Annotated in this window: 19 protein-coding genes; 6 read left to right on the plus strand and 13 right to left on the minus strand. The window is 39.2% G+C overall.

Annotated features, from left to right (window positions below):
• Nucleotides 1-38 precede the first annotated feature (38 nt).
• The 6 genes from AC2SLP_RS08435 to AC2SLP_RS08460 all read right to left on the minus strand — a co-directional run bounded on the left by AC2SLP_RS08435 (nucleotide 39) and on the right by AC2SLP_RS08460 (nucleotide 6,190).
• Entirely contained in the window at nucleotides 39-1,469 is a 1,431-nt protein-coding gene (locus tag AC2SLP_RS08435; RefSeq protein ID WP_486536231.1) for an McrC family protein, read from the minus strand.
• On the minus strand, nucleotides 1,450-3,609 hold the full coding sequence (locus AC2SLP_RS08440) for an McrB family protein (RefSeq protein WP_486536232.1): 2,160 nt from the start codon (nucleotides 3,607-3,609) through the stop codon (nucleotides 1,450-1,452). Before AC2SLP_RS08440 ends, AC2SLP_RS08435 begins: the two co-directional genes overlap by 20 nt.
• Nucleotides 3,610-3,715: 106 nt before the next feature.
• Nucleotides 3,716-3,925 (minus strand): hypothetical protein, encoded by a 210-nt coding sequence (locus tag AC2SLP_RS08445; RefSeq protein WP_486536233.1) that lies wholly within the window; start codon nucleotides 3,923-3,925, stop codon nucleotides 3,716-3,718.
• Nucleotides 3,901-4,848 (minus strand): AEC family transporter, encoded by a 948-nt coding sequence (locus tag AC2SLP_RS08450; protein WP_486536234.1) that lies wholly within the window; start codon nucleotides 4,846-4,848, stop codon nucleotides 3,901-3,903. The genes AC2SLP_RS08445 and AC2SLP_RS08450 overlap by 25 nt, the downstream gene beginning before the upstream one ends.
• 96 nt (nucleotides 4,849-4,944) lie before the next feature.
• On the minus strand, nucleotides 4,945-5,382 hold the full coding sequence (locus AC2SLP_RS08455) for a hypothetical protein (RefSeq protein ID WP_486536235.1): 438 nt from the start codon (nucleotides 5,380-5,382) through the stop codon (nucleotides 4,945-4,947).
• A gap of 1 nt (nucleotide 5,383) precedes the next feature.
• On the minus strand, nucleotides 5,384-6,190 hold the full coding sequence (locus tag AC2SLP_RS08460; RefSeq protein ID WP_486536236.1) for a crotonase/enoyl-CoA hydratase family protein: 807 nt from the start codon (nucleotides 6,188-6,190) through the stop codon (nucleotides 5,384-5,386).
• 194 nt (nucleotides 6,191-6,384) lie between these two features.
• Between AC2SLP_RS08460 and rlmF the strand changes: the two genes are divergently transcribed.
• Nucleotides 6,385-7,353 (plus strand): 23S rRNA (adenine(1618)-N(6))-methyltransferase RlmF, encoded by a 969-nt coding sequence (rlmF, locus tag AC2SLP_RS08465; protein ID WP_486536237.1) that lies wholly within the window; start codon nucleotides 6,385-6,387, stop codon nucleotides 7,351-7,353.
• A gap of 27 nt (nucleotides 7,354-7,380) precedes the next feature.
• Here the strand turns inward: rlmF and AC2SLP_RS08470 are convergent, their stop codons facing one another.
• Together AC2SLP_RS08470 and AC2SLP_RS08475 are read right to left on the minus strand one after the other, a co-directional pair.
• Entirely contained in the window at nucleotides 7,381-7,788 is a 408-nt protein-coding gene (locus AC2SLP_RS08470) for a hypothetical protein (RefSeq protein WP_486536238.1), read from the minus strand.
• A gap of 109 nt (nucleotides 7,789-7,897) precedes the next feature.
• Nucleotides 7,898-8,971 carry a class I SAM-dependent methyltransferase gene (locus tag AC2SLP_RS08475; protein WP_486536239.1) on the minus strand — a complete coding sequence of 358 codons (1,074 nt, stop codon included), beginning with the start codon at nucleotides 8,969-8,971 and terminating at the stop codon, nucleotides 7,898-7,900.
• Between the two features lie 293 nt (nucleotides 8,972-9,264).
• Between AC2SLP_RS08475 and AC2SLP_RS08480 the strand changes: the two genes are divergently transcribed.
• Nucleotides 9,265-9,600, plus strand: a complete 336-nt coding sequence (locus AC2SLP_RS08480; protein WP_486536240.1) for an ArsR/SmtB family transcription factor — start codon at nucleotides 9,265-9,267, stop codon at nucleotides 9,598-9,600.
• A 22-nt stretch (nucleotides 9,601-9,622) separates the two neighbouring features.
• Here the strand turns inward: AC2SLP_RS08480 and AC2SLP_RS08485 are convergent, their stop codons facing one another.
• The 5 genes from AC2SLP_RS08485 to dnaA form a co-directional block, all read right to left on the minus strand.
• Nucleotides 9,623-10,273, minus strand: a complete 651-nt coding sequence (locus tag AC2SLP_RS08485; protein ID WP_486536241.1) for a manganese efflux pump MntP — start codon at nucleotides 10,271-10,273, stop codon at nucleotides 9,623-9,625.
• 335 nt (nucleotides 10,274-10,608) lie between these two features.
• Complete coding sequence (gene gyrB, locus AC2SLP_RS08490; RefSeq protein WP_486536242.1) at nucleotides 10,609-13,263, minus strand: DNA topoisomerase (ATP-hydrolyzing) subunit B; 2,655 nt, start codon at nucleotides 13,261-13,263, stop codon at nucleotides 10,609-10,611.
• Nucleotides 13,264-13,619: 356 nt separating this feature from the next.
• On the minus strand, nucleotides 13,620-15,119 hold the full coding sequence (gene recF, locus AC2SLP_RS08495) for a DNA replication/repair protein RecF (protein ID WP_486536243.1): 1,500 nt from the start codon (nucleotides 15,117-15,119) through the stop codon (nucleotides 13,620-13,622).
• 380 nt (nucleotides 15,120-15,499) lie between these two features.
• Nucleotides 15,500-16,675 carry a DNA polymerase III subunit beta gene (dnaN, locus tag AC2SLP_RS08500; protein WP_486536244.1) on the minus strand — a complete coding sequence of 392 codons (1,176 nt, stop codon included), beginning with the start codon at nucleotides 16,673-16,675 and terminating at the stop codon, nucleotides 15,500-15,502.
• A gap of 299 nt (nucleotides 16,676-16,974) precedes the next feature.
• Nucleotides 16,975-18,372 carry a chromosomal replication initiator protein DnaA gene (gene dnaA / locus AC2SLP_RS08505; RefSeq protein ID WP_486536245.1) on the minus strand — a complete coding sequence of 466 codons (1,398 nt, stop codon included), beginning with the start codon at nucleotides 18,370-18,372 and terminating at the stop codon, nucleotides 16,975-16,977.
• Nucleotides 18,373-19,318: 946 nt separating this feature from the next.
• On the opposite strand from dnaA, the gene rpmH reads away from it, so the two are divergent.
• From rpmH to yidC, 4 genes are all read left to right on the plus strand, one after another.
• Nucleotides 19,319-19,453, plus strand: a complete 135-nt coding sequence (gene rpmH, locus AC2SLP_RS08510) for a 50S ribosomal protein L34 (protein WP_007394757.1) — start codon at nucleotides 19,319-19,321, stop codon at nucleotides 19,451-19,453.
• A gap of 176 nt (nucleotides 19,454-19,629) precedes the next feature.
• Nucleotides 19,630-20,007 carry a ribonuclease P protein component gene (rnpA, locus tag AC2SLP_RS08515; protein WP_486536246.1) on the plus strand — a complete coding sequence of 126 codons (378 nt, stop codon included), beginning with the start codon at nucleotides 19,630-19,632 and terminating at the stop codon, nucleotides 20,005-20,007.
• A gap of 65 nt (nucleotides 20,008-20,072) precedes the next feature.
• On the plus strand, nucleotides 20,073-20,444 hold the full coding sequence (gene yidD, locus AC2SLP_RS08520) for a membrane protein insertion efficiency factor YidD (protein ID WP_486536247.1): 372 nt from the start codon (nucleotides 20,073-20,075) through the stop codon (nucleotides 20,442-20,444).
• Nucleotides 20,445-20,725: 281 nt separating this feature from the next.
• Complete coding sequence (gene yidC, locus AC2SLP_RS08525) at nucleotides 20,726-22,435, plus strand: membrane protein insertase YidC (RefSeq protein WP_486536248.1); 1,710 nt, start codon at nucleotides 20,726-20,728, stop codon at nucleotides 22,433-22,435.
• Nucleotides 22,436-22,593: the final 158 nt, after the last annotated feature.

Genomic DNA, 22,593 nt, shown 5'->3' on the forward strand with positions numbered 1-22,593 from the left:
CCTTGCTGGTTGGCTAATGAATTTTGTTAAATACTCACCTAACTTTGGTGACTATTAAGATTTAAACCGATGCTCAAATTGGGAGGTAGGTTTGTAGCTAACTCTTCCTCCTTTACGCTATCTGTTGTCACTGATAACTGTTGAATCGAGTCAACCAGTTCTTTCTCATTTTTCTCGATAGCAGATTTAAACTGTTGATAACTATTTACAGCTTGTGGAACTGCCAGTTTGAATTTATAAATATCTCCACCATACCCATTTAACGTCCCCATCTTTAAAGCGATATTCTCATCTTCGCTTGGAGCTATAAAACCACCACTATCTGCTTTATATAAATAGAGGTATGAGATGATTTGATTAAGGTCATCACGAGTAATGCTATTATCTTTCATACGTTTATATTTAGCATCGAGGATAATCTGATTGTCTTTTACAAAGTCTGGATAGCGCCTTACATTATTACCCTCGAATTTCTCCACATAAGTATTGATACCGCCTTTTGACAGTTTATTCTGCGGATGAGCATAGCCGATTTTAGATAATAGCGTATCCAAATACTCTTCCCACAGCCAGGCACCATCAAATAAAACACCATAGGCTTTGTCTTTGCTTTTAGCATACTTAAGCCCTTCATAACGCAATAGCTGTAAGCAAATTTTTTGTAGGTGGGTATACTCTGTGAAGTAGGGATGCACGAAAGGTTTACGATTTTCATGAATAACTGTTTGTCTTTCTCGAGCATCATAAGATGGGGTGTGCTGAACTATCAAGTTAACAAAATCAAATGTATCACTATCGCTGTGCAAGACATCTCGCACATTAGGTTTTTGCTTAATAAGCTCAATAGTATGGCGAACAAGCTGGCTTATTGGATTATCAAAGCTATATTCACGCACCATATAAGCCATATTACCCTGAAACGGCTGATTTCTTTTGACGTGCGTTTGAATATCAATCTTGCCTTTTAAATTACTGTCGTTATAGCGTCTTCTTTGATACGACTTATACAGCCCTTGCGATAGTGCTTTTTTAAGATAATATGTAAATAAGTAGGCTAAAAAATCAAATATATTGGTTTGGCTACGACTATGCTTTAAGTCCAGCACATTAAGTTTCAGCACTTTATGCAGCATATAGTGTAAGAAGTAATCTTCTTGACCATCACCAGATTCTTTAGCAAATCGAGATTGAATTTTTAATTGGGTATCTTGAACACCGATAAAACCCATGATATTGCCAGTCTCTAATATCGTTTTAGAGCTTTGTATCCTCAACTCGAAGATAGCGCTTTTACTGATATCATCGTCATTGGTTTCAAAACTATCAGGAAATATTAAAAGCTCTGGATGCGTTTTTGCTAGCTCAGCTATTGACTGATTAGCAAGTACTGATAAATCGGATATGACCTTTTTATCCTCTAGATCATCCGTATTTAAGGCCAGTGATGAATTATCCGTCGCTACGAGCATTATCAAGCCCTACTTGCAAATTATAAGCCTCTTTTAAGCTTAAAAGCTGATCTTCAGCGTCAGGATATCCTCGCAAATATTCAAATAATAATGATTCTAAATGATATGCCCATAGCTTACTAAAATCACCGTTATAGTCTGCAAGCTTTAAAAAATAAGCAGGCCCAACATGATAAGCGGCGTTAAGACCTTGTACTGATTCAATCGCTGTATTCAGAGCAACTAGACGCTGTTCGGCTTCCTCTTTCCAAGAGTCTATTTTCTCATTCCACATGGATAATGTATCGGTAACTTTGATTTCTTTCCATGCAAAGCGGCGGCGCATCGCAAAATCAAAGGTTTCAACACTACGGTCGATATCATTCATCGTACCGATAATATAAACATTATCTGGTATAAAAAACCCGTCTTTAAATACATCTTCTTCTGTTTGCAGATTTGCATACTGAGTCGTAACTCTACCTTTTTCTCCGCGGTAACCTGGGTCTATTGAAAAGAACAACTCACCAAATACTTTAGATATTTCAGCACGATTGATTTCATCCAGAATAATGATAAATTTCTTATTCTCATCATCCGTATTCGCCATTCTCAGATCATAGTTTTTCTTAATATATTTACAAAGCGGTATTAAATAGGATTTCCAGACCAAGGCTATACCTGTTTCTAAGTAAGTCTGAATTTTTTCTTTACTTAGTGTCATTGGTGCTTGGGTTTCCGTTTTAGCTTTAGCAACTAAGCTACCATTAGTATTAACCTCAATCGTAAATAAGTTATGTTTGACACGTGTTTGAAGTTCTAAAGGCTCCTCCGAAATATCTTCTATGACCTTCTTATACACATCTTCGAAATTACTTAATTGCTGATTTCTCTGATATTTTAGTGCTCGTTTGCAAAACTGTTTAAAACTCCCATCTTTTAACTCAAAACCTACTTCTCCTTCTTCACTCTGGATTGGGCGTAACCCTTCAACAAAATCCGTATAGTCATAGGAGGGATGAAATTGAATCAGCTCAAACTCTGCGTTCCATGATTCAGCCAATTGCTTGGCTAAATAGGTTTTACCTGTACCTGGCGCACCGGTTAATACAAGGTTTTTATTCGCTAACAACAAATCTCCGACCTCTTGCATTAAAGGACTCAAAGTAATTTCTTGCATTGTTTGTTTATCTATCCTATTGACTACGGAAGGTTTCTTAGCTGACTCGTAAACTATTTTGTAAGCATTAAATAAATCACCTTTAAGGTCATTGATGATACTGTAATAATCAATTAGTGAAAGCGTATTATCATTTAAAGTCAAATGACGCCCATATAAATAATACTCACCTTTCTTAAAATCATTGATATCTTGAATATTATGATTTAATTGAAAATCTCTTGCTGTCAGTTTGCTAATGAGTTCACTCTCTCTTAGCTGAATAAAAGCTTCCATATAAGGTTTAACATTCTCATAATCCGGAACTCTTTCATTTTCAATATAACGGGTATTAAAACCTAGACCATAACGAATAACACCTTCATCCAGCTCAATGTGATAGTGGATTTCAAACGCTCCGCCAACACTAATAGCCCAGTTCCTTTCACTATTATTGTTTGGATTGTAATTAAATAAAACTTTCGACTCAGGGGTGTTCTTTAATCCGCCAAGCTCTTTTCTAGTCTTAGCAAACTGTTCTTTAAAACCACCTATATCATTATTTATACTGTTAACTAGCGCTTCTATATTGTTTACTTGAAAGGCATTTTTCTTGATAAAATCAAGTTCCTCTATCGCCTCGACTAACTCATCACGTAATGTCCATTCAAAAAAGCCTCCGTCAATATTTCTACCTGTCATTGTGATTGGCCAATATTGTGCATTACCATTACTATCAATTAACTCAAAGCGATTAAGTCTTTTTTGTACCACCTTACTAAAATTCATAATGTAAGAATTTATTGAGTTGAAGTGAATATTATATTTTTCGCCCAAATGTTTACAGCTAGATCTATACTCAGGTTCTAAGTAAAAAATACTGAGCGCATATTTATAGTTATTAGATATAAAACTATCATCTGATAGTATTTCAACCCACTCTTCTTTGCTAACTTGAGCTGAGGTATTGTACTCACCCTCTTTAACAGTAATTTTTTTCACTGGTATACCTTATGATTAACATTTTTACTGAACTTAGTGTAAATCAACTATGCTACTCATCGCTAGTTCTTATTTTCTTAGATGAAAGTCCTGCCTTGGGAGCGGTTTAGCCCCGATTGACGCGGATATACTGCATGACAGGGCGAGTTGCATACGCTTGCGATGCGGTGGCGCGCGAAGCATGCGACGCCACATCGCTTAGCGCATGCCTCGTCATGGCGTGCAGATAGTAGCAAAAAGCGGGGACAGCTCCAGACCTATTTAGCTGACGTTTAAATCTTCCTTTATCCTCTAAAACCCAACTGTCATCTCCCAATAAATCAGCACCGCACTCATACTAAAAAACGAGCCAATTGTCGAAATAATGACAATTGCCGATACCCGCTCAACCAGACCATAATGCTGACCAATAATCGCAATGGTCGAGAAGGTGGGCGCTGATGCAAATAGCATGGCGACATATTTGTTTTCTATAGAGGCATTTGGAATCAGCATAATGGCAAGTAATATCATCAATGGATGCACGATAAGCTTACCCAAGCCAATGCTCGTAAGCTTAGGTAAATCACCCTTAAACTGTAAACCATACAAGCTCATACCAATAACGAACAGGGCAACTGGGGCGGCAACACCGGTTAATATTTTTGCAGTTTCGGACACGATTTGGGGAATAGGAATGCTAAAAATAGAGAAGCTGACACTGACCACAATGGCGATGATTAAGGGGTTGCGGGATAAGTTTCTGCCAATACCGCGAAGCACTTGCCCTAAAGTTTTGTCCGAGTCCTTGCTCATATCTGCCATGATAAATAGCATTGGTAACATGATGAAACTCTCTATGAGCACCACCATGGATAAATAGGTAGCGGCTTTTGTCGCCCCGATAACCGCCGACAGCACGGCAAAACCAATAAAAGCGGTATTAGAGTAGGACAAAGCGGTAGAGTTAAGCGCTGCTGTGACATTATCTTGACGCCAAATCCCTTTGGTTATAATAACCCCTATTATAAATGCCATGATCGAGCCAGTGGCATAGATCAGCAAGTAGCTCGGTGATATCACTTCCTGAAACGGCATGTCTGCAATCGCATTAAACATGAGCGCAGGCAGTGCAATGTTCATCACCAATGCGCCCATACCCTTGGCATGGCGCGGGTCAATAAGGTTTGTGAGAACACTTAAATAGCCCAGTGCGATTATGATAAAAATCGGTGCAGTGATGTTGATAATGTCTAACATGTAAGTGTTCGCCTTTTATCGGCATGGGAGGAATAACACGTTCAGAACTCTCGTAGTATTCAAAGGCATATAACGATACTAATAAAAGCCCATCCTTTATTTAGACGTGTTATTAGCTTTTAGTAGCGCGTAGATAACAGTTATGACGGGTATAGAAATATAAAACTTCAAAATCATAAATAAGTAAAAGGTGAGGTATAAATAATCTTGGAGGTTTCTATCACAACCGGCGCCACCGCAGTCATCATATAGCGCAATAAAAATCCAAGCAGCTATCACAGATGACAAGATATTGACCACTAGTGTCTTTAGTGGGATAAAAGTCTTTAATTTAGATATCAAAGCAGCGATGCCCACACCCACTATGCCAAACAGCAATAAAAATTGTATGGGATGTTGATGAAAAACATGCCGTGTTAAAAAATCATAACTTAAGACACATACAATAAGATAGTTTATAAAGAATAAACCTAGATTGTATTTGTAGTCGGTGTCCATTGCGACTTTACCACTGAATAGCAAAGAATCATGCATATTACCGGCCTTTAAAATGAGCCTCACGCCTTTTAACCATTGCCATAACGCCTTCTTTAGCATCCTCAGAGTTAAACAGTGGCGGTAAAAAGGTATGAATGTTATCAAATGCAGTTGACGCTCCATTGCGTACGGCATCTTGAGCGGAAGCCAATAAAGCTTGTACCCCAAGCGGTGCAGCATTACTAATCTCATTCGCCAACTGCTTGGCACGTTCAAGTTGTGTGCCTTGCTCTACAACCTCACTGACCAAACCTAATTTGTCAGCAGTCTCACTATCAAAGGCTTTACCAGTGAGCAAATACGGCATGGCTTTTTGCCAGCCTGCCGCTGCCACAAAACGCACGGTTGCGCCGCCAAACGGCATGATGCCACGCTGTACTTCCATTTGCGCAAAGTTGCAATCGCTACTGGCTACCACAACATCAGCATTTAGCATCAGCTCAATACCAGCAGTAAAACAGGTGCCTTGTACGGCAACCACGACTGGCTTGGTGCGCTGTTTGCCACTGATGCCCCACGGGTCGATTTGGGTGTCATCAAATGCAAATACGCCTTTATCGAGCTTATCTTGTAGCTCCATCAAGTCCAAACCAGCGGTAAAATGTTCGCCATGAGCAAAGATGAGCGCACAGCGTAGTTCGCTGTCATTTTCGTAATCGGTAAGCGCTTGTGATAGCTGAGTAATCATATGACTGTCGAAAGCGTTACGTTTCTTAGGACGATTGAGCCCAATTAGGCAAATATAACCATCTGTTTGGTAGGTAATGCGCTCAATTTTTGCGGTGCTTGTATCGTGAGCTGTCATGGGGAGCTCCTTTTTGATTTTATGGTTGTGTGGTGAAAATTGGCTGATTAATTATGTTGATTGTATCTATCCTATACTATTTAGGGCGATATAGTGCTGGGTAACTTGACGATTTAGTTAAGCGTTTAATATCGGTAAATCTGTTAAACTAACCGTTACAGCATATTGCCTACTTTTTGGATGTTTAAATTATAATGACACAACCTTCGTACCCTAATCGCAAACCAACGCCTTTTAAAAACAGCCTGCATCCGCGCAATCCGCATCAGGGTCGTTATGACTTCGAGAAATTAACCAAAGCGTTGCCTGAACTGGCAAAGCACACGATTGCCAACCCAAGCGGTGAACCGACCATCAATTTTTCGGATGCTGACGCAGTCCTGACTCTAAATAAAGCCTTATTAGCGCTACATTATGGTATTAAATATTGGGATTTGCCCAAGGGCTATTTGTGTCCACCTATCCCAGGACGCGCTGATTATATTCATCAGGTGGCTGATTTATTGCATAATAATGATAGTGGCTCGGAGAAAAAAAAACCGCATGTATTAGACATAGGAACCGGCGCCAGTTGTATTTACCCTATTATTGGTAGCCAAAGCTATGGCTGGTATTTTACTGCGACAGATATTGACCCAGTATCGGTACGAACCGCAAAAACAATTTGTGAGCTCAACTCTAACCTCCAAAAACGTGTGACTGTCATACAGCAGCCAGACCGCAAACATATCTTTAAAGGTATTATTGGGGAGCATGATTACTTTGACATTACGGTGTGTAACCCGCCCTTTCATGGCTCAATGGCAGAGGTGTTAGAGACCAATCGACGTAAGCAAGTTAAATTGCAAAAAAATCGTGCGCGCCGCAATCCGAACTCAAAGCTAGTTAATAAACAAGTCGATGCGACGAACAATCTTAACTTTGGTGGTCAGAATGCAGAGCTGTGGACCAAAGGCGGCGAACTTGGCTTTATCAGCCAAATGATTAAAGAGAGTGCACAGTATGCCAATCAAGTTAATTGGTTTACAACATTAGTCTCAAAAGCTGAAAATCTAAAAGCGCTTGACGCGCTGTTAAGAGAAGTGGGCGCCAGACAGATTAAAACCATCAATATGCAACATGGTCAAAAAGCGACGCGTATATTGGCGTGGCGATATCGTTAGCACTCTATATTTGATTATATTTTAATCTTAAGTCAGTTCTTTATCTATCTCTTGATTCATATAATACCAAAAGACACTCATAGCCAATAATCCAAACAAGCCTATGATGATACTCAATCCAAATATGTTCCCTCCGTTTTGAACTCCGTTTTCAGGTATTTGTATTGGAAGCAAAATGACGAGCATAGGCGTTATAAAACCTATCATATTAAACACTATTGGATTGTCGATGTTGCGTGATTTAAAGTACATATAGGTTGGTATCGCGATGAATAAACAACCTACTATACCTATTAAGGTTGCAACAACTGCGATAATCAAAGCCATAAGAATCATCGTATATGCACCCCCATAACTAAATATTAAAGCCGTAAGTACAAATGAGGCTATAAAAACGCTTAAAGCACTAAAAAAGCTGGCTTTAGAATATGACATGTGACTCCTAGACATAGTGATTCCTAATAGTTTAGTGTGTTCTATCTTATCTTTTTATTGAATAATTTTTGTCTTAAACCTTTGTAAACAGCACTTCTAAAAACCACCACTACGGTTTTCGCGCACTATGTATTGCCACAACGCCCAAAGTGAGACGCTCGAATGTCACATCAACAAAACCAATATCTTCTATTTCTTTAGCTAACTTACTGGCAGTTGGGATATCCCGAATGCCTTGAAGTAGATACCGATATACTGACCGGTCTTTTTCTGCCGTAAGGTTAGCTATAATAGGAATGATGATGGATAAGGCTTTTAGGTAACATTTATGTAGCCAAGCAATCGGAATAATGGATACTTCTATCGATATGAGTCTACCATTTGGTTTTAGTACTCTAAACACCTCCCTCAGCGCCTTTTGTCTATTGAGTAGCTTTAACCCCATTGATATGCTGACTACGTCTTGGCTATTTGATGCCACATTTGTCAAATCATGCGCATCTAACACCATGAACTTAAGATATCTTTGATACTTATTAAGTTTTAATCTAGCGGCGTGCACCATTTCGTCACTTAGGTCAGATATTATTATTTGCGGAAGCGCTGGTGTATTGCAGTGAGATGACGTCTTGAATGAATATAGTGGCTTGTCAGCGACATGTGTATATAACTGGTTACCAGTAGACTCTGGAAAAATTTCGGGATGTTGTGTTAATAACTTATACGCTATCTCCCCTGTTCCTGACGCGATATCGAGTAGGTTATGCCAGCGTTCTTTATTTATAAACTCAATAAATCGACGTTTCCAGAGGTGATGTATACCGAAACTAAATAAGTTGCATATTAAATCATAGCGACTGGCAATTCTGGCAAAGACATTGTCATTTATAGGGCTAAATTTTGAGGCGTTTTCGTTTGAATTATGCAATGAGTGTTGTTCATGTATAAGGGAGTTAGGATAGGTTTGAAACATATACCCCATCTGAGAATTATGATATCGCAGACTACGAGTACACTCGCTACAATTAACAGGTTCAGCGAGATTAACAAAGATAGGTTGAGTTTCACAAGAGGAGTGACAAGTTTGCAGTTTAGTTGATCGCTCTTGTTTATAGTGTGGTTCAAACGGAGTGGAAAGTTGCCATTTATGTTTTACACCTTCCATAGTGTTCGCTTTTAACATTGGATTTTTCCTATACTATTTATTTTAAGTCATGATGAAGGTTAATTAACCACTTGATATAACAACCATATAGATAATTAGTTATTTAACTAATTAGTTAATTATTGTATTATAATATCTGAATAAATCAAGTTAATTTATCAGAAAGTTTTATAATAGACGTTAGTAGCCGTAGAATTTAATATGATATAAAGGATTAACGGTTTATTATCATTTAAATTATGTTCTGTGGTTTGAGTTTAACGGCTTGTATTCCCTATATTTAAATCCATCATAAAATCCAGAGGTGAACTATGTCTGATAATAATGAGTCAGCCAAAGTCTTTGAGGCGCTATCATCGACACCTAGACGTTTAATTCTAAGTTATCTATCGAGTGCTACGTTGACGCCAAGCGATATAGCAGAGCGTTTTGAAATGAGTAAACCTGCACTTTCTAAGCATTTAAAAATACTAGAAGGAGCAGGTCTGGTTAGAAGTGAGAAAAAAGGTCAGTATGTTTATTATTCAATCGTAGAAGATAATTTAATTTCGACATTGGTTAATTTTACCGCAAACTTTTGCCCTAAGGGTAGCCCTTTAAAAAAGGAAAGCAAACGTCTCGCTGAAAAGAATCAAACCGTAGATTAACCAAAGCTTTTTTATGGTATTTTTATAATACCATATTAACCCCAATCGCTATCAATACCAATCCGCCCAATATTTCGGCTTTATCTTCAAGCCAAGTGCCTGACTTGTATCCTAAGTAGGCTCCCACAAAGCCAAACATAGCGGTTATGATCGCAATAATTAAACAAGCAAGCCACGCATTGATATCTAGTAAATTTAAAGTAAAACCGGCAGCGAGCGCATCTATACTGGTGGCGATTGCCAGTGACAGCATTAGCTTATGATCTGTTGTTATCGTGCGTATATTGTTTTCGGAACCCTTGTTGAGTTCGCTGCTTAGTAGCTCATCAGGTAGTAACTTATCAGGACCGCCACTAAACGCTTCATAAAGCATCTTGAGCCCCAAGCCAATCAATAGGATACTGCCTATCCACGGTGCTGCAGAGGCTAACCATCCAATTATCGCTGAGCCTAATAAGTAACCTATTAAGGGCATGATGCCCTGAGCTATCCCGAAATAGAGTGCAGAGAGTAAAGCCAGTACTAGGATGGCACGATTAATGACTGATTGGGAATGAGTATTAGATTCAGTAGTATCACTAGGGACAGCGGTGGACTTTTTAGCCCCTAAACCAATCGAGACCGCGAAGGCATCCATCGCTAGAGCAATCGCTAATAGAATGACTTCAATCACATCATTTATACCTTTGTTTAGCTGCTAAAGTCGCATTTTAGTAAAACCACCTTAAAACTAGAGTCGAAGAGCTATAAAATGGTGAGAGGGCAACCGGGCTCAAGTACTGCTAAAGTAGGTTTAGCGAGGTTAATATCATAACCGTTTAGTACTTTTCTGACTATAAGCTTTTGATTTCCTTGTAATGCCTATTCAAATAACTTAATGTTATTTAAGCAAATTCAGTTTCACGTGAAACAGAAAAAGTCACCTTGAATAACAAGATGACTTTTTATTGTGAATTAATCAGCAACTTAATAATATTGATCAAGTTTTTAAACAAATGAGTCGATAAACTAAATGTCTAAATTGGTCACCGTTAAAGCATTCTCTTCAATGAACTGACGACGTGGTTCAACATCATCACCCATTAAGCACATAAACAGATGGTCAGCGGCAATTGCATCTTCAATCGTTACCTTAAGCATCCGTCGATTTTCAGGATCCATCGTGGTATCCCAAAGCTGGTCAGCATTCATCTCACCCAGCCCTTTATAGCGCTGAACAGACAAACCACGTCTTGCTTCTTGCATCACTTGCTGCCATAAATGATCAAAGTTACGTAATAGAATTTGCTTGTCTCCACGTTGGATATACGCCGTCTCAGTTAACAAGGTATTCCATTCTTTAGACAAACGCATCAAACGAGCATATTCACCAGAATTAAAGAAACCAGCATCAAGTAAATAGTGCTGAGCTAAATTATGTAAATAGATGGTTATGCGAGGTAGCCACTGCGGTTTGGTTGAGAGCATATCACTGTCTTCCCCTTCGACCACTTTGGCATCTTCTAGCTCATCATTAGGGCTATCAACTTTTGCCCCTATTCTAAATTTAAACTGATTGTTTGCGTCTTTGTCGGCTTCGGTCAGCTCCTCGGTACGCGGCGCATGAATATTATCCAATTCAATCATTGGATTCAATTCGCTGCCAAAGTGCTCTAGTTGCTGCTGTAAGCTATCTTTCCATTCGACCATGACATCATGATCATACGTCATATCTGTCGTAAGCTTGGGCACATGTGTAAGGGCATCTAACAGCACCGCAGGATAGCGGATTTGTAAGCGGCCTTTGACCAACTGTGTTTGGTTGTAATCATTAAGAAGTGACTCTAAAGCTTCGCCAGTGATAGAGGGCGCGTCTTCGCTAATGTGTAGGTTCATATCATCAATAGTGGACGATAACAAATAGGCTTTTAGGGCCTCATCGTCTTTTAAATACAGCTCTTGACGGCCTTTTTTCACTTTATATAAAGGTGGCTGTGCAATATAAACATATCCACGCTCAATAAGCTCAGGGGTTTGACGGAAGAAGAACGTCAATAATAGCGTACGAATATGTGATCCATCGACGTCCGCATCGGTCATAATGATGATTTTATGATAACGGACTTTATCTGGATTATATTCATCTGGACCAATACCACAGCCTAATGCGGTGATTAAAGTCCCAACCTCAGCAGAAGACAGCATCTTATCAAAACGCGCACGTTCCACGTTCAGAATTTTACCCTTAAGTGGCAAAATTGCTTGTGTCTTACGACTACGACCCTGCTTAGCAGAACCGCCAGCTGAATCACCCTCCACAATGTATAATTCAGATAGAGCCGGGTCTTTTTCTTGACAGTCAGCAAGCTTGCCAGGCAGACCAGCAATGTCTAAGGTAGTTTTACGACGCGTTAACTCGCGGGCTTTACGCGCCGCATCACGAGCACGCGCCGCATCAATAATCTTAGTAGCGATTGCTTTCGCTGCCCCTGGGTGCTCTAACAAATAATCATTAAATTTATCATGCATCGCAGACTCAACGGCAGATTTTACCTCGCTGGACACAAGCTTATCTTTGGTTTGGCTTGAGAACTTAGGATCAGGCACTTTGACAGATACAATAGCAGTTAAGCCTTCGCGGGCGTCATCGCCTGTGGTATTAACCTTCTCTTTCTTCATCATTTTTTCGCTGTCCATATAGCTATTAAGACAACGGGTCAAAGCCGAACGGAATCCTGATAAATGGGTACCGCCGTCCTTTTGAGGAATGTTGTTCGTAAAACACAAAACTTTTTCATTATAAGTATCCGTCCACTGCAAGGCAGCTTCGACCACAATACCGTCATCTTGCTCACTGACAAAATGGAAAACTTCATTTAAGCCTTCTTTACCGGAATTGATATAAGCCACAAACTCAGATAAACCGCCTTTGTGCTCAAATACATGCTGTTTGTCGGTACGCTCATCAGTTAAGACGATGCGTACGCCAGAGTTTAAGAATGATAATTCACGTAAACGTTTGGATAAGATATCAAAATCAAATACTGTCCCAGTAAAGACTTCTGGGCTGGGGTAAAAACGAACCTGCGTACCGGTTTTATCAGTCTCTTCAAGCATTTGGATATCACCATCTGGCACCCCATCGCTATAGGTTTGCTGATAATGATGACCTTCACGCCAAATGTTCATTTCAAGCTTTTTAGAGAGGGCGTTTACAACTGAGACGCCTACACCATGCAGACCGCCAGATACTTTATAGCTGTTGTCATCGAACTTACCACCTGCGTGTAGCACCGTCATAATAACTTGAGCGGCAGACACCCCTTCTTCAGGGTGAATATCGACAGGAATACCGCGCCCATTGTCCATCACGCTGACCGATTCATCTTCATGAATAATAATATCAATTTGGTCACAATGACCTGCCAAAGCTTCATCGATGGAATTATCCACGACTTCAAATACCATATGATGTAGACCTGTCCCATCATCGGTATCACCAATATACATACCTGGGCGGACGCGAACCGCTTCAAGTCCTCTTAATACTCGAATGTTTTTGGAGCTATACTCTTCTGGGTCTACCCCTTTTGGTAAGTCTGCAATGTCTATATCTTTAGGCAAGGTATCAGCGTGTTCTAGATCAGCATGTTCTAGATCAGTAGTATGATTTGATTCACTCATGAGTTATCCTTTACTAAAACAGCAATGCTGAGTGTGCAAGCAATACGAACAAGACAAGTTTGTATCATTAACACAGCGCAGTGAAACGGTTTAATGTATTCCGTCATAGCGTATTTTTATTGAGTTATGGCAAAATAAAGCGCCAAATATCTTTGCTCATACGCATAAATAATGCGTACAAATTTAATCGATAATTATACCACTTTTTAGCAAAAAAATCATGTTGTCTTCCATAGCGATCTTATGAAAATTGGGGCTTGAGCTGCGTTACTTTTAACGCTATTTTGATGTCTTTTTGCAGCGCTACGTTTTAGGATGTAAATCAGGCTTACGATGATTCGTATTATTCATACGCATTACTCATTCGCATGATTTAAAGGAACAACCTGACCTTGTTTCACGTGAAACAAATTTATATCTTTCCATAACATGCTTACTTTGCCAATTATGGCGTCATACAAACTGGTAATAAACACTTGACAGTTTAACTGCGACAAGGTCGTTAATAGCATATCGAGCGCACGCTCATCCAGCTCAGCGGTAATGTCATCAAGCAGTACCACAGGTACGCTAGACATCAAAGATTCATTAGCTATAAACCGGCCGTCATTTGACTCCATTTGTTGCGCATGCACAAGTAACGGCAACTGTGAGAGCTTTAATGCGGTAACCAAAAGCTTTTTTTCACCGCGTGATAAAACATTGGCTGCTTGTTCTCGCACACTACTTTGACTGTCTACGGCTTCTTGATGATGAGTTGAGTCATTCTCTGCAAATGTACGCTCATTAGAAATGCTGTTTAAGACATCATTTGAATTAATATCATTTTCTTTATTGTCTTTATTGTCTTTATTGTCTTTGTTGTCACTGTCGTTGTTGTCACTGTGATCAGTATTATCATTAGTTAACATAGAACGTTCAGAATGGAGGTGCTGTTGCTCATTACTGTGCATAGCATCTGTGACGTTAACGGCATGTGATGCTTCTAAATTTGGTTGAGGTCTGAGTGTGTCCATGGCGTGACGTTGTGATTTTGCTTGGGCCTGTTGTCTTGTTTCCTCGTTATCTATCCATAACACTTGTATATCCGCTCGGTGGCAACCAATACGAGTGTACCCTGCTTGACTGTCTTGTTCTAGTCGCTGCTGTAATAGCTCATCTAATGGCACATCGATGTTATATCCCGCTGAAAATCTCAACTCGATAAATGGCGCGTAGGCAGGTAACAGTTGTTTTAGTAAGTCATCAAATAGTGGCCGCCATTCTTCAAAAGCATGCTTGCGATAATGAGTAATTAATCCGGCGTGGGTAGCTAGGCCTTTATCCCAAGCAGCCAACTCTTTTTTTTGTGCTTCAGATAGGACTTTGGTTTGTTTTAACAACGCATTACGCTGTTTTAGTAACCTTTGATAAGCTATCCACTGCGCATGAAAACCAGGTTTCACGTGGAACGTTATCCAATCGAGCATTTGCCGCCGACTGCCACTCCCTACCTCAAGGACATCCATAGAAGAGGGATCAATAAGCAAGGTAGGCAGCTGTTTGGTCAGTGTACTTTGGACATAGACCGTTTGTTGTCCAAGCCTTAATGAGGTACTCGCATCTTGCGCTTTTTGAATGGCCATACTATTACCGTCTGAGAATTTAGCATATACGGTGGTATGTGGATTATGGTGAGAGATGTAGCGCTTTGGCTGATGATGGCGAAAGCTTTTGCCGCGTGAGAGTAGATATATAGATTCTAATAAGGAGGTTTTACCACTACCATTGGGCCCAATAAACACATTACACTGTGCTAACTGCAAGCTTACCATGTGTAGGTTACGTAGATGATATATGCTTAGCTGGGTCAACATAGACAATACCTTGCATCATTTGTGCTCAATAAGCAGATTATACCGCTATAAATCCATAAAAATGTTAATAAGATGATAGAAGGTCAGACCTTACTTTATCGTGTATAACCTATTTAGCTTCGCTTAGAACTTAGAACTTAGAACTTAGCCCTAACCTATTTGATTTGGCTAAAATAAAAAAGCAAAACTTTAGAGTTTTGCTTTAGCAATTTGTTAAGCTTTTGTTTATTTAGCTTCAATTTATTCGGCTTTTGTTTAATCAGTTTTTAAAAATATGGTTTAATAAGTTAATATTATTGTGTCTCCTTTGGCCTAATCACTAAGACCAACCTTTACGCTTAAACCATTACAGTACCGTCCCCTATTAAGCTAATTTAAAACTAGATACGCATAGGCATAATTACATATTGATGCTGACTGTCATTTTGTTGATTGACCAGTACGGAACTATTGGCTTGACCCATGTGCAGCTCCACACTGCCCATCAATACATCAAGTACATCTTGCAAGTAGGCGGCATTAAAAGACAGCTCTATAGGATCGCCTTGATATTGCACTTGCAGCGCCTCTACAGCCTCATCTTGCTCAGCGTTATTAGCACGCACTTCGACATTGCCATCGGCAGAGAAGTTAAAAATAACCCCTCTAGATTTCTCATTACTTAAAATAGAAACACGTCGCAGCACATCGGTTAATTGCTCTTTGTTCACCAACGCGGTTTTGTCCGTGTTACTGGGCATAACACGGCGATAATCTGGGAACTTACCGTCTATCAAGCGTGCGGTAAAGGTAACGACAATTGAATCATCGATTTGACCCGTACTGTCAACATTACCAAAGGGCAAGCTAACTTGCAAAAACTCGCGGCCAAAACTTAAGGTCAGATTACCATCGCTATCACCCACCAGTTTACCCAGCTCATTTGCCAGACGCTCAAGCTCAATGACTGCTTTACGCGGTAATATGGCTTGCATTTGAAAATCATCTGCCACATCAATTGCGCTACGCGCCAAAGCTAAGCGGTGACCATCAGTGGCAACAGTGGTTAACTGACGTTGACCAACTTCAAATAACATGCCAGTTAAGTAGTAACGCACATCTTGAATCGCCATTGCAAACTCAGTTTTTGCCATTAAATCCAGAAGCACCGTACGGCTTAAAGTTAGGGGCGTTATATTTGCTGGATTACCCAATAGTGGAAAGTCTGCTGCCGGTAAGGTACCAAGTACAAAGCGGCTTTTGCCACTGGTAATAACGCAGCGCTCGTTGGCTTCTGCTTTGATATTTACCATCGTATCTTTAGGTAATAACTTACAAATTTCGTGCAGCTTATTAGCCGGTAAGGTGGTTGCACCAATATCACCAATTGACCCATTACCAAGCTTTACTTGTGCAGATAGCTCAACCTCCAAATCTGAGGCCGTCAATATAAGCATCTGTTCGGTAATCTCAAGTTTTATATTTCCTAAAACCGCCATGCTGTGACGTTTATCTGCTGCCTTAGCAATCAGATTTATGGCTTTTAATAATAGTTCACGATTAATAGTCAGTTGCATAATGATAGGACTCTTTGATTAGGTCTTAATTGTTTAATCTTATAGTTTGTTCTTATAGTTTGATCTTATTAATTAGATCTTAGAATTTAATATGACACATAATATCTCATAGCACCACAATGAACTTATACAGATTTCGCAGTCACTTAGTATAACTAAATATTATAATTGCTGCATTAAGGTAACTGTGGCGAATTTATTAAGACCATTTAAGGTTATGATATCCCAAGCTATACTCAGAGTGAAGCGGCACAACTTAGCCAAGAATGGCTTTAAATACTTATGAAAACACTACAACTTTATCCCGCTTGTAGCGTCATGGCTAATGCTTTGTACTCTTTATCTAAAGCCGGATCTTCACTACGCAGCTGAGCAACCTTATCGCAAGCGTGCATCACCGTGGTGTGATCGCGGCCGCCGAAGGATTGTCCTATATCAGGATAGCTATCTTTCGTCAGCTCCCGCGCAAGCGACATGGCAATCTGACGCGGCCTGGCAATACTCCGAGTACGCTTTTTACCCATCAAATCTTTTACAGACACATCATAATACTCAGCCACAACTTTACGTATATTATCCATACTGACAGCTTGAGAGCGAATCGCAATCACATCTTTTAGGGCATATTGCACCATATCAAGATCGATAGCATTGCCTGTTAAATTAGCATTGGCAATGACTTGATTCAAAGCCCCTTCCAATCTACGCACGTTGGAAACCACATTTTGCGCAATAAACAAGGCACACTCTTTAGGCAGCATCACATTAGACAAACTTGCCTTTTTTTGTAAGATCTGCATTCGTGTTTCCATCTCAGGTGGTTCAATAGCCACTGCCAAACCTGATGAAAACCGTGAGCGAAATCGTTCATCAAACTCTGTCATCTGTGAAGGATGACGGTCAGAGGCCAATACCACCTGCTTGCCCTCTACCATGAAATCAGCGAATAAAGAGAGAAACTCGTTACTAGATTTGGTTTTGCCTGCCAATACGTGTATGTCATCAACAATCAATAGATCAACACGCTTAATCTTCTTTTTAAACTGCTCAATCTTTTGATTGCGTAAAGCAGAGACCAACTGATTGATGAATTTTTCAGAAGAAAAGTAGTAAAAACTTTTACCTAACTTCAGATACCGGTGTGCAACTGAGTGCATCAGATGGGTTTTACCTAGTCCCGAAGCGCTATATAAAAATAGGGGATTATGGCGATTTTGTGACTGTTTTTTACCAAGCTCTAAACACGCTTTATACGCGAGCATATTTGACTTACCACTGACAAAAGTCTCAAATGTAAAATGAGGGTCAATATAGCTGAGCGCTTTATCATTGGTAAGATTGCTTCCAGATCGAGTACGCGTATCAGCAGCACGTGATGTATTTTGTTGAGAAGATTCAGGCGCACCTGTTGCTAGTCCATCCACAGCGTCAGTACTATCGTTTTGAGCGCTGCTTTCTACTTGAATGACAACGTCGTCTATTTGACCACCGCTATGCTTTTTGGCCAATCTCTTAATTTCTTCAACATGGTTTTTACGAACATGAGAGACAAAATATTGGTTAGGCGCAAGTAATTCTAAAGTATTACCCGTAACTTTTGCGGTTAACGGGCGTAGCCACATCGTAAACTCATTTTCTTTGAGTTGATACTTTAAATCATTAAGACATTCATCCCACACTGATAAACCATCTGACATGAGTCACTAATCCTAAAACTTTACCTACCTTAAGGACTTGCCAATCCTGAATACCTGCAAATTTTAAGGACAGATAAAAACATACGTAAAAAAGAGACGTGAATATTTTCATATCCCATACGACTAATGTGATAACTTTAGCATATAATATCTAAATTATCACTTTATTTATTCTGTGGATAACTTTGTTAGTAAGCCTGTGTATAACTTTTAATAAGAAGTTATACATAGATTAGTAACAGGTTATGCACAATGATAACCACAATATAATTTATTGATTTAATTAGAATTATTTTAGTTATACACAGTAAAACCATACACTAATAATAACAAAAGAACTTATATATATAATATTATAGGGTAATTACCTTTTTGTGGATAACTTCAATAATCGTTAAAAGAGTTTACTAAATTAAACGTCTTATTATCAAAGGCTTTAGCAAGAATATGAGTGAATATTAAATCAATTAATTTGGTTAAAAATTCAATATTGATGAATAACTGAATATCTAAATAAGTTTGATATTTATTTTTTGGGAATGAATTAATAGAAACCCAAATGTGTCCTAATAACGAAGGTAGTTGTGGTTTAAGTCTGACGCTAGCTTTCGGTTTAATGTTACATATAGAGTTATGAAACTTTATGCATATTGGAATTAGCTAGCATTTATTTTGTCCATACCCTTTATTTTTAATCTTTAGGTAATAGACTACAGATATTAGCTATTGTTCCCATATAGCCTTGTATAGATAGTATTCTAATACAGAGGGTTTTATTGTTTTAGTGGATGAATAAAGAAACTCATCAGGGTTTAAGGCACTGGTATCTGATTAATGCCTTTAATTATTATTGACATCAGGCGTTTACAGTGGCATAATCGCTCGTTATTACAAATTCTTAGTGAAGTCTACCTCAACTTATTTGTTGATTATCTATAGGTGATTTATGAAACGTACTTTCCAGCCAAGCGTTATCAAACGCAAACGCACCCATGGTTTCCGTGCTCGAATGGCAACTAAAAAAGGTCGTCAAGTTTTAGCGCGCCGTCGTGCAAAAGGTCGTCATCGTTTAACCGTTTAATTCAGATTGCAATTAATCAGTTCTAATGGCATAACCTAATCGTATTGTAAACAAGTTGAATTCTATGATAAAAAGCACCTAAATTAGGTGCTTTTTTATTGCGCATATTTAAGTCATACATAAAGTAGACTGTTTAGCACATCTTATGAATAAATTATTTTACTATTGGTTCTTCAATGATAAATTTTACCTATCCTAAAACCAAACGTTTGCTCAAACCCGATCAATTTAAAGCCGTTTTTAATAAACCTTTATTTAAAGTACATCAAAATCATTTGATGGCATTTGTCAGTGATACAGGATACTCTGAGGCTCGATTAGGGATGGCCATCACCAAAAAGAAAGTGCCGACAGCCGTTGCTCGTAACAGAATTAAACGCATGGTACGAGAAGTATTTAGACATCAACAGCATGACTTACCGCATGTGGATATTGTTTTTATTGTCAAACAGTCAACTAAGAGCCTAAGTAACGATGCCCTATATAAAGAAATTATGACTATTTTGGCACAGACTAAAAAAAAGTATGAAAGGCATAAGCCGCTCAAAGGGTAATAAGCATAGCGGCGTATTCATTTAATATCTTATCAGAGGTACATATAAAAGGGGGCCAGTCTATCATGATGACATCCATGTTATCCAAACTGCTCTTGTCTCTTATTCAAGGCTATCGTTTTTTTATAAGCCCCATTATGCCTGCAAGTTGCCGCTATTATCCTACTTGCTCAGATTATGGTCTTACGGCTATTCGGTGGCATGGTCCAAAAAAAGGAGGATGGTTATTGGTAAAGCGTTTATCACGTTGTCATCCTTTAGGCGGTCATGGCATAGATTTTGTACCGTTACCTCTATATCAATATACCTACAAGCCGGTTAGCAAGATTTTAGTAAATCAGCAATATGTTTCACGTGAAACTTTATTTATTGATCGAGGTATTTATGTGGACACCAGTAGTTATATGTCACATTTATCTAAACGTTTAAAACGTTAAACTCTAAAGACTTATTTATATAACAATAGTTAAATCAAAATAATTCAATAATAAAATTAACGAATAGAGTTGACTATGCACTGATAAACATAGCTATTTGGTATCTATATCATTTACGAGGTTTTTTTAGTAAAATAGTCATCATTTTGTAACCGCTATAGATGTATTTATTAAAGTGCTGTCGATTTAACATTGTGTCATTGATACGCTAATGATATGACCGTTACGTCTTTAGAGGCTCATTTTCAGATTATTTAATTTAAGTTGTTTAGGACAATCTTATGCAAAAGATACTACGGGTGCTCATCATCATCGCGATGTTGATTACCGCTTATTTGTTGGTATTAGCCTGGCAAAAGGACTATGCCGATAAGCCACCTGTTTCAGAAGATGCAGTGACCCAACCGGTAACCACTGCCGCATCCTCTGCTGATATCCCGACCAGTACAGGTGTGAGTGATATCCCTGCGACCGCAGCCACCGATGTCCCCAATGTTGGAACTGTTGGAACAGACACTGATACAACCAAACCTGAAACACAGGCATTGATAGACGTTCAAACAGATCGCTATCAAATCAAAATTGATCCTGTAGGTGGTGACGTTGTTTATGCGGCTTTGCGCGATTATGATGCCACGCTCGACAGTGAAAACCCGTTTGAATTACTTGAAATGTCTGGAGACCGAGTATACATTGCCCAATCCGGTTTAATTGGTGAAGATGGTGTGGATACCCCGTCAGGGCGTGCTAAATATAGCTATGATGCGACAAGCTATATCATGCAACCCGATCAAGAAACTTTAGAGGTGCCCTTAACCATCAAACAAGATGGGGTCACGATTACTAAGACCTTTACATTTACCAAAGGTAAGTACCCGATTGCGGTGAACTACAACATCAATAATGCCTCAAACAAAGCTTGGAATGGCCAGATGTTCGCGCAGCTAAAACGTGATGGCAGTAAAGATCCTGGTATGGCTGATAAAGGTGCCTTAAGTATGGCAACCTATCTTGGGGGTGCTTGGGGCACGCCAGAAGATGAATACAATAAGCTCAAATTTAAAGACTTTAATGATGAGAAACTAACCGCGTCAAGTCAAGATGGCTGGGTAGGTATCGTTCAGCATTATTTTGTATCAGCATGGACACCCGAAAACTTCACAGGCAGCTTCTTTGCACGTGAAACGGGCGGCGACTATTTTATTGGTATGAATAGTCAGCCTATCGAAGTGCCTGCTGCTAAACAGAAAAATGTTACCGCGACATTATATGCAGGCCCTAAAGATCAAACTGCATTAATTGAAGTGGCGCCAGGTCTTAACAAAACTGTAGATTATGGATTCTTATGGCCCATCTCTAAAGTATTGTTTGCAATCTTGGAAGGCATTCACAAAATCGTAGGTAACTGGGGGTGGTCAATCATTGCGTTAACCGTCTTGGTTAAGATTGCACTGATGTGGTTCTCAAACAAAAGCTATTATTCGATGGCAAAAATGCGTGCGATTGCACCACGTTTGCAGGCATTGAAAGAAGAGCATGGCGACGATCGTATGAAGATGTCGCAAGAGATGATGGCCATTTATAAAGAAGAGCAAGTCAATCCAATGGCGGGTTGTTTGCCTATTTTGTTACAAATGCCTATATTCTTAGCCTTGTACTGGGTATTGGTAGAAAGCGTTGAGCTTCGTCACGCACCATGGATATTATGGATTCAAGATCTATCAGCAATGGATCCTTGGTTTATTTTACCAATATTGATGGGTGCAAGTATGTTCGCTCAGCAGATGTTCAGCCCGCAACCTACTGATCCTATGCAGGCGAAGGTAATGAAGTTTTTACCGATCATATTTACCGCATTTATGTTGTTCTTCCCGGCAGGTCTCGTTTTATATTGGACAGTGAATAACTTATTCACGATGGGTCAGCAGTATGTGGTAAATAAAAAGGTAGAGCGCGAACAAAGAGAAAGAGCCGCAAGAATGGCAAGCTAAATAAAGCGGTAACTCATAAGTCATTTAGCTTATTTAGAGCATCCATATGTCAGCATATGGGTGCTTTTACTTTATAAATGGTATTGAATATTTATTGTGTTACACCTACCATGATTAAGCTATAGTCAAAGAATTCTGAAATGCTAAAAAGGCAACTA

Source organism: Psychrobacter sp. CX21, from assembly GCF_057396255.1.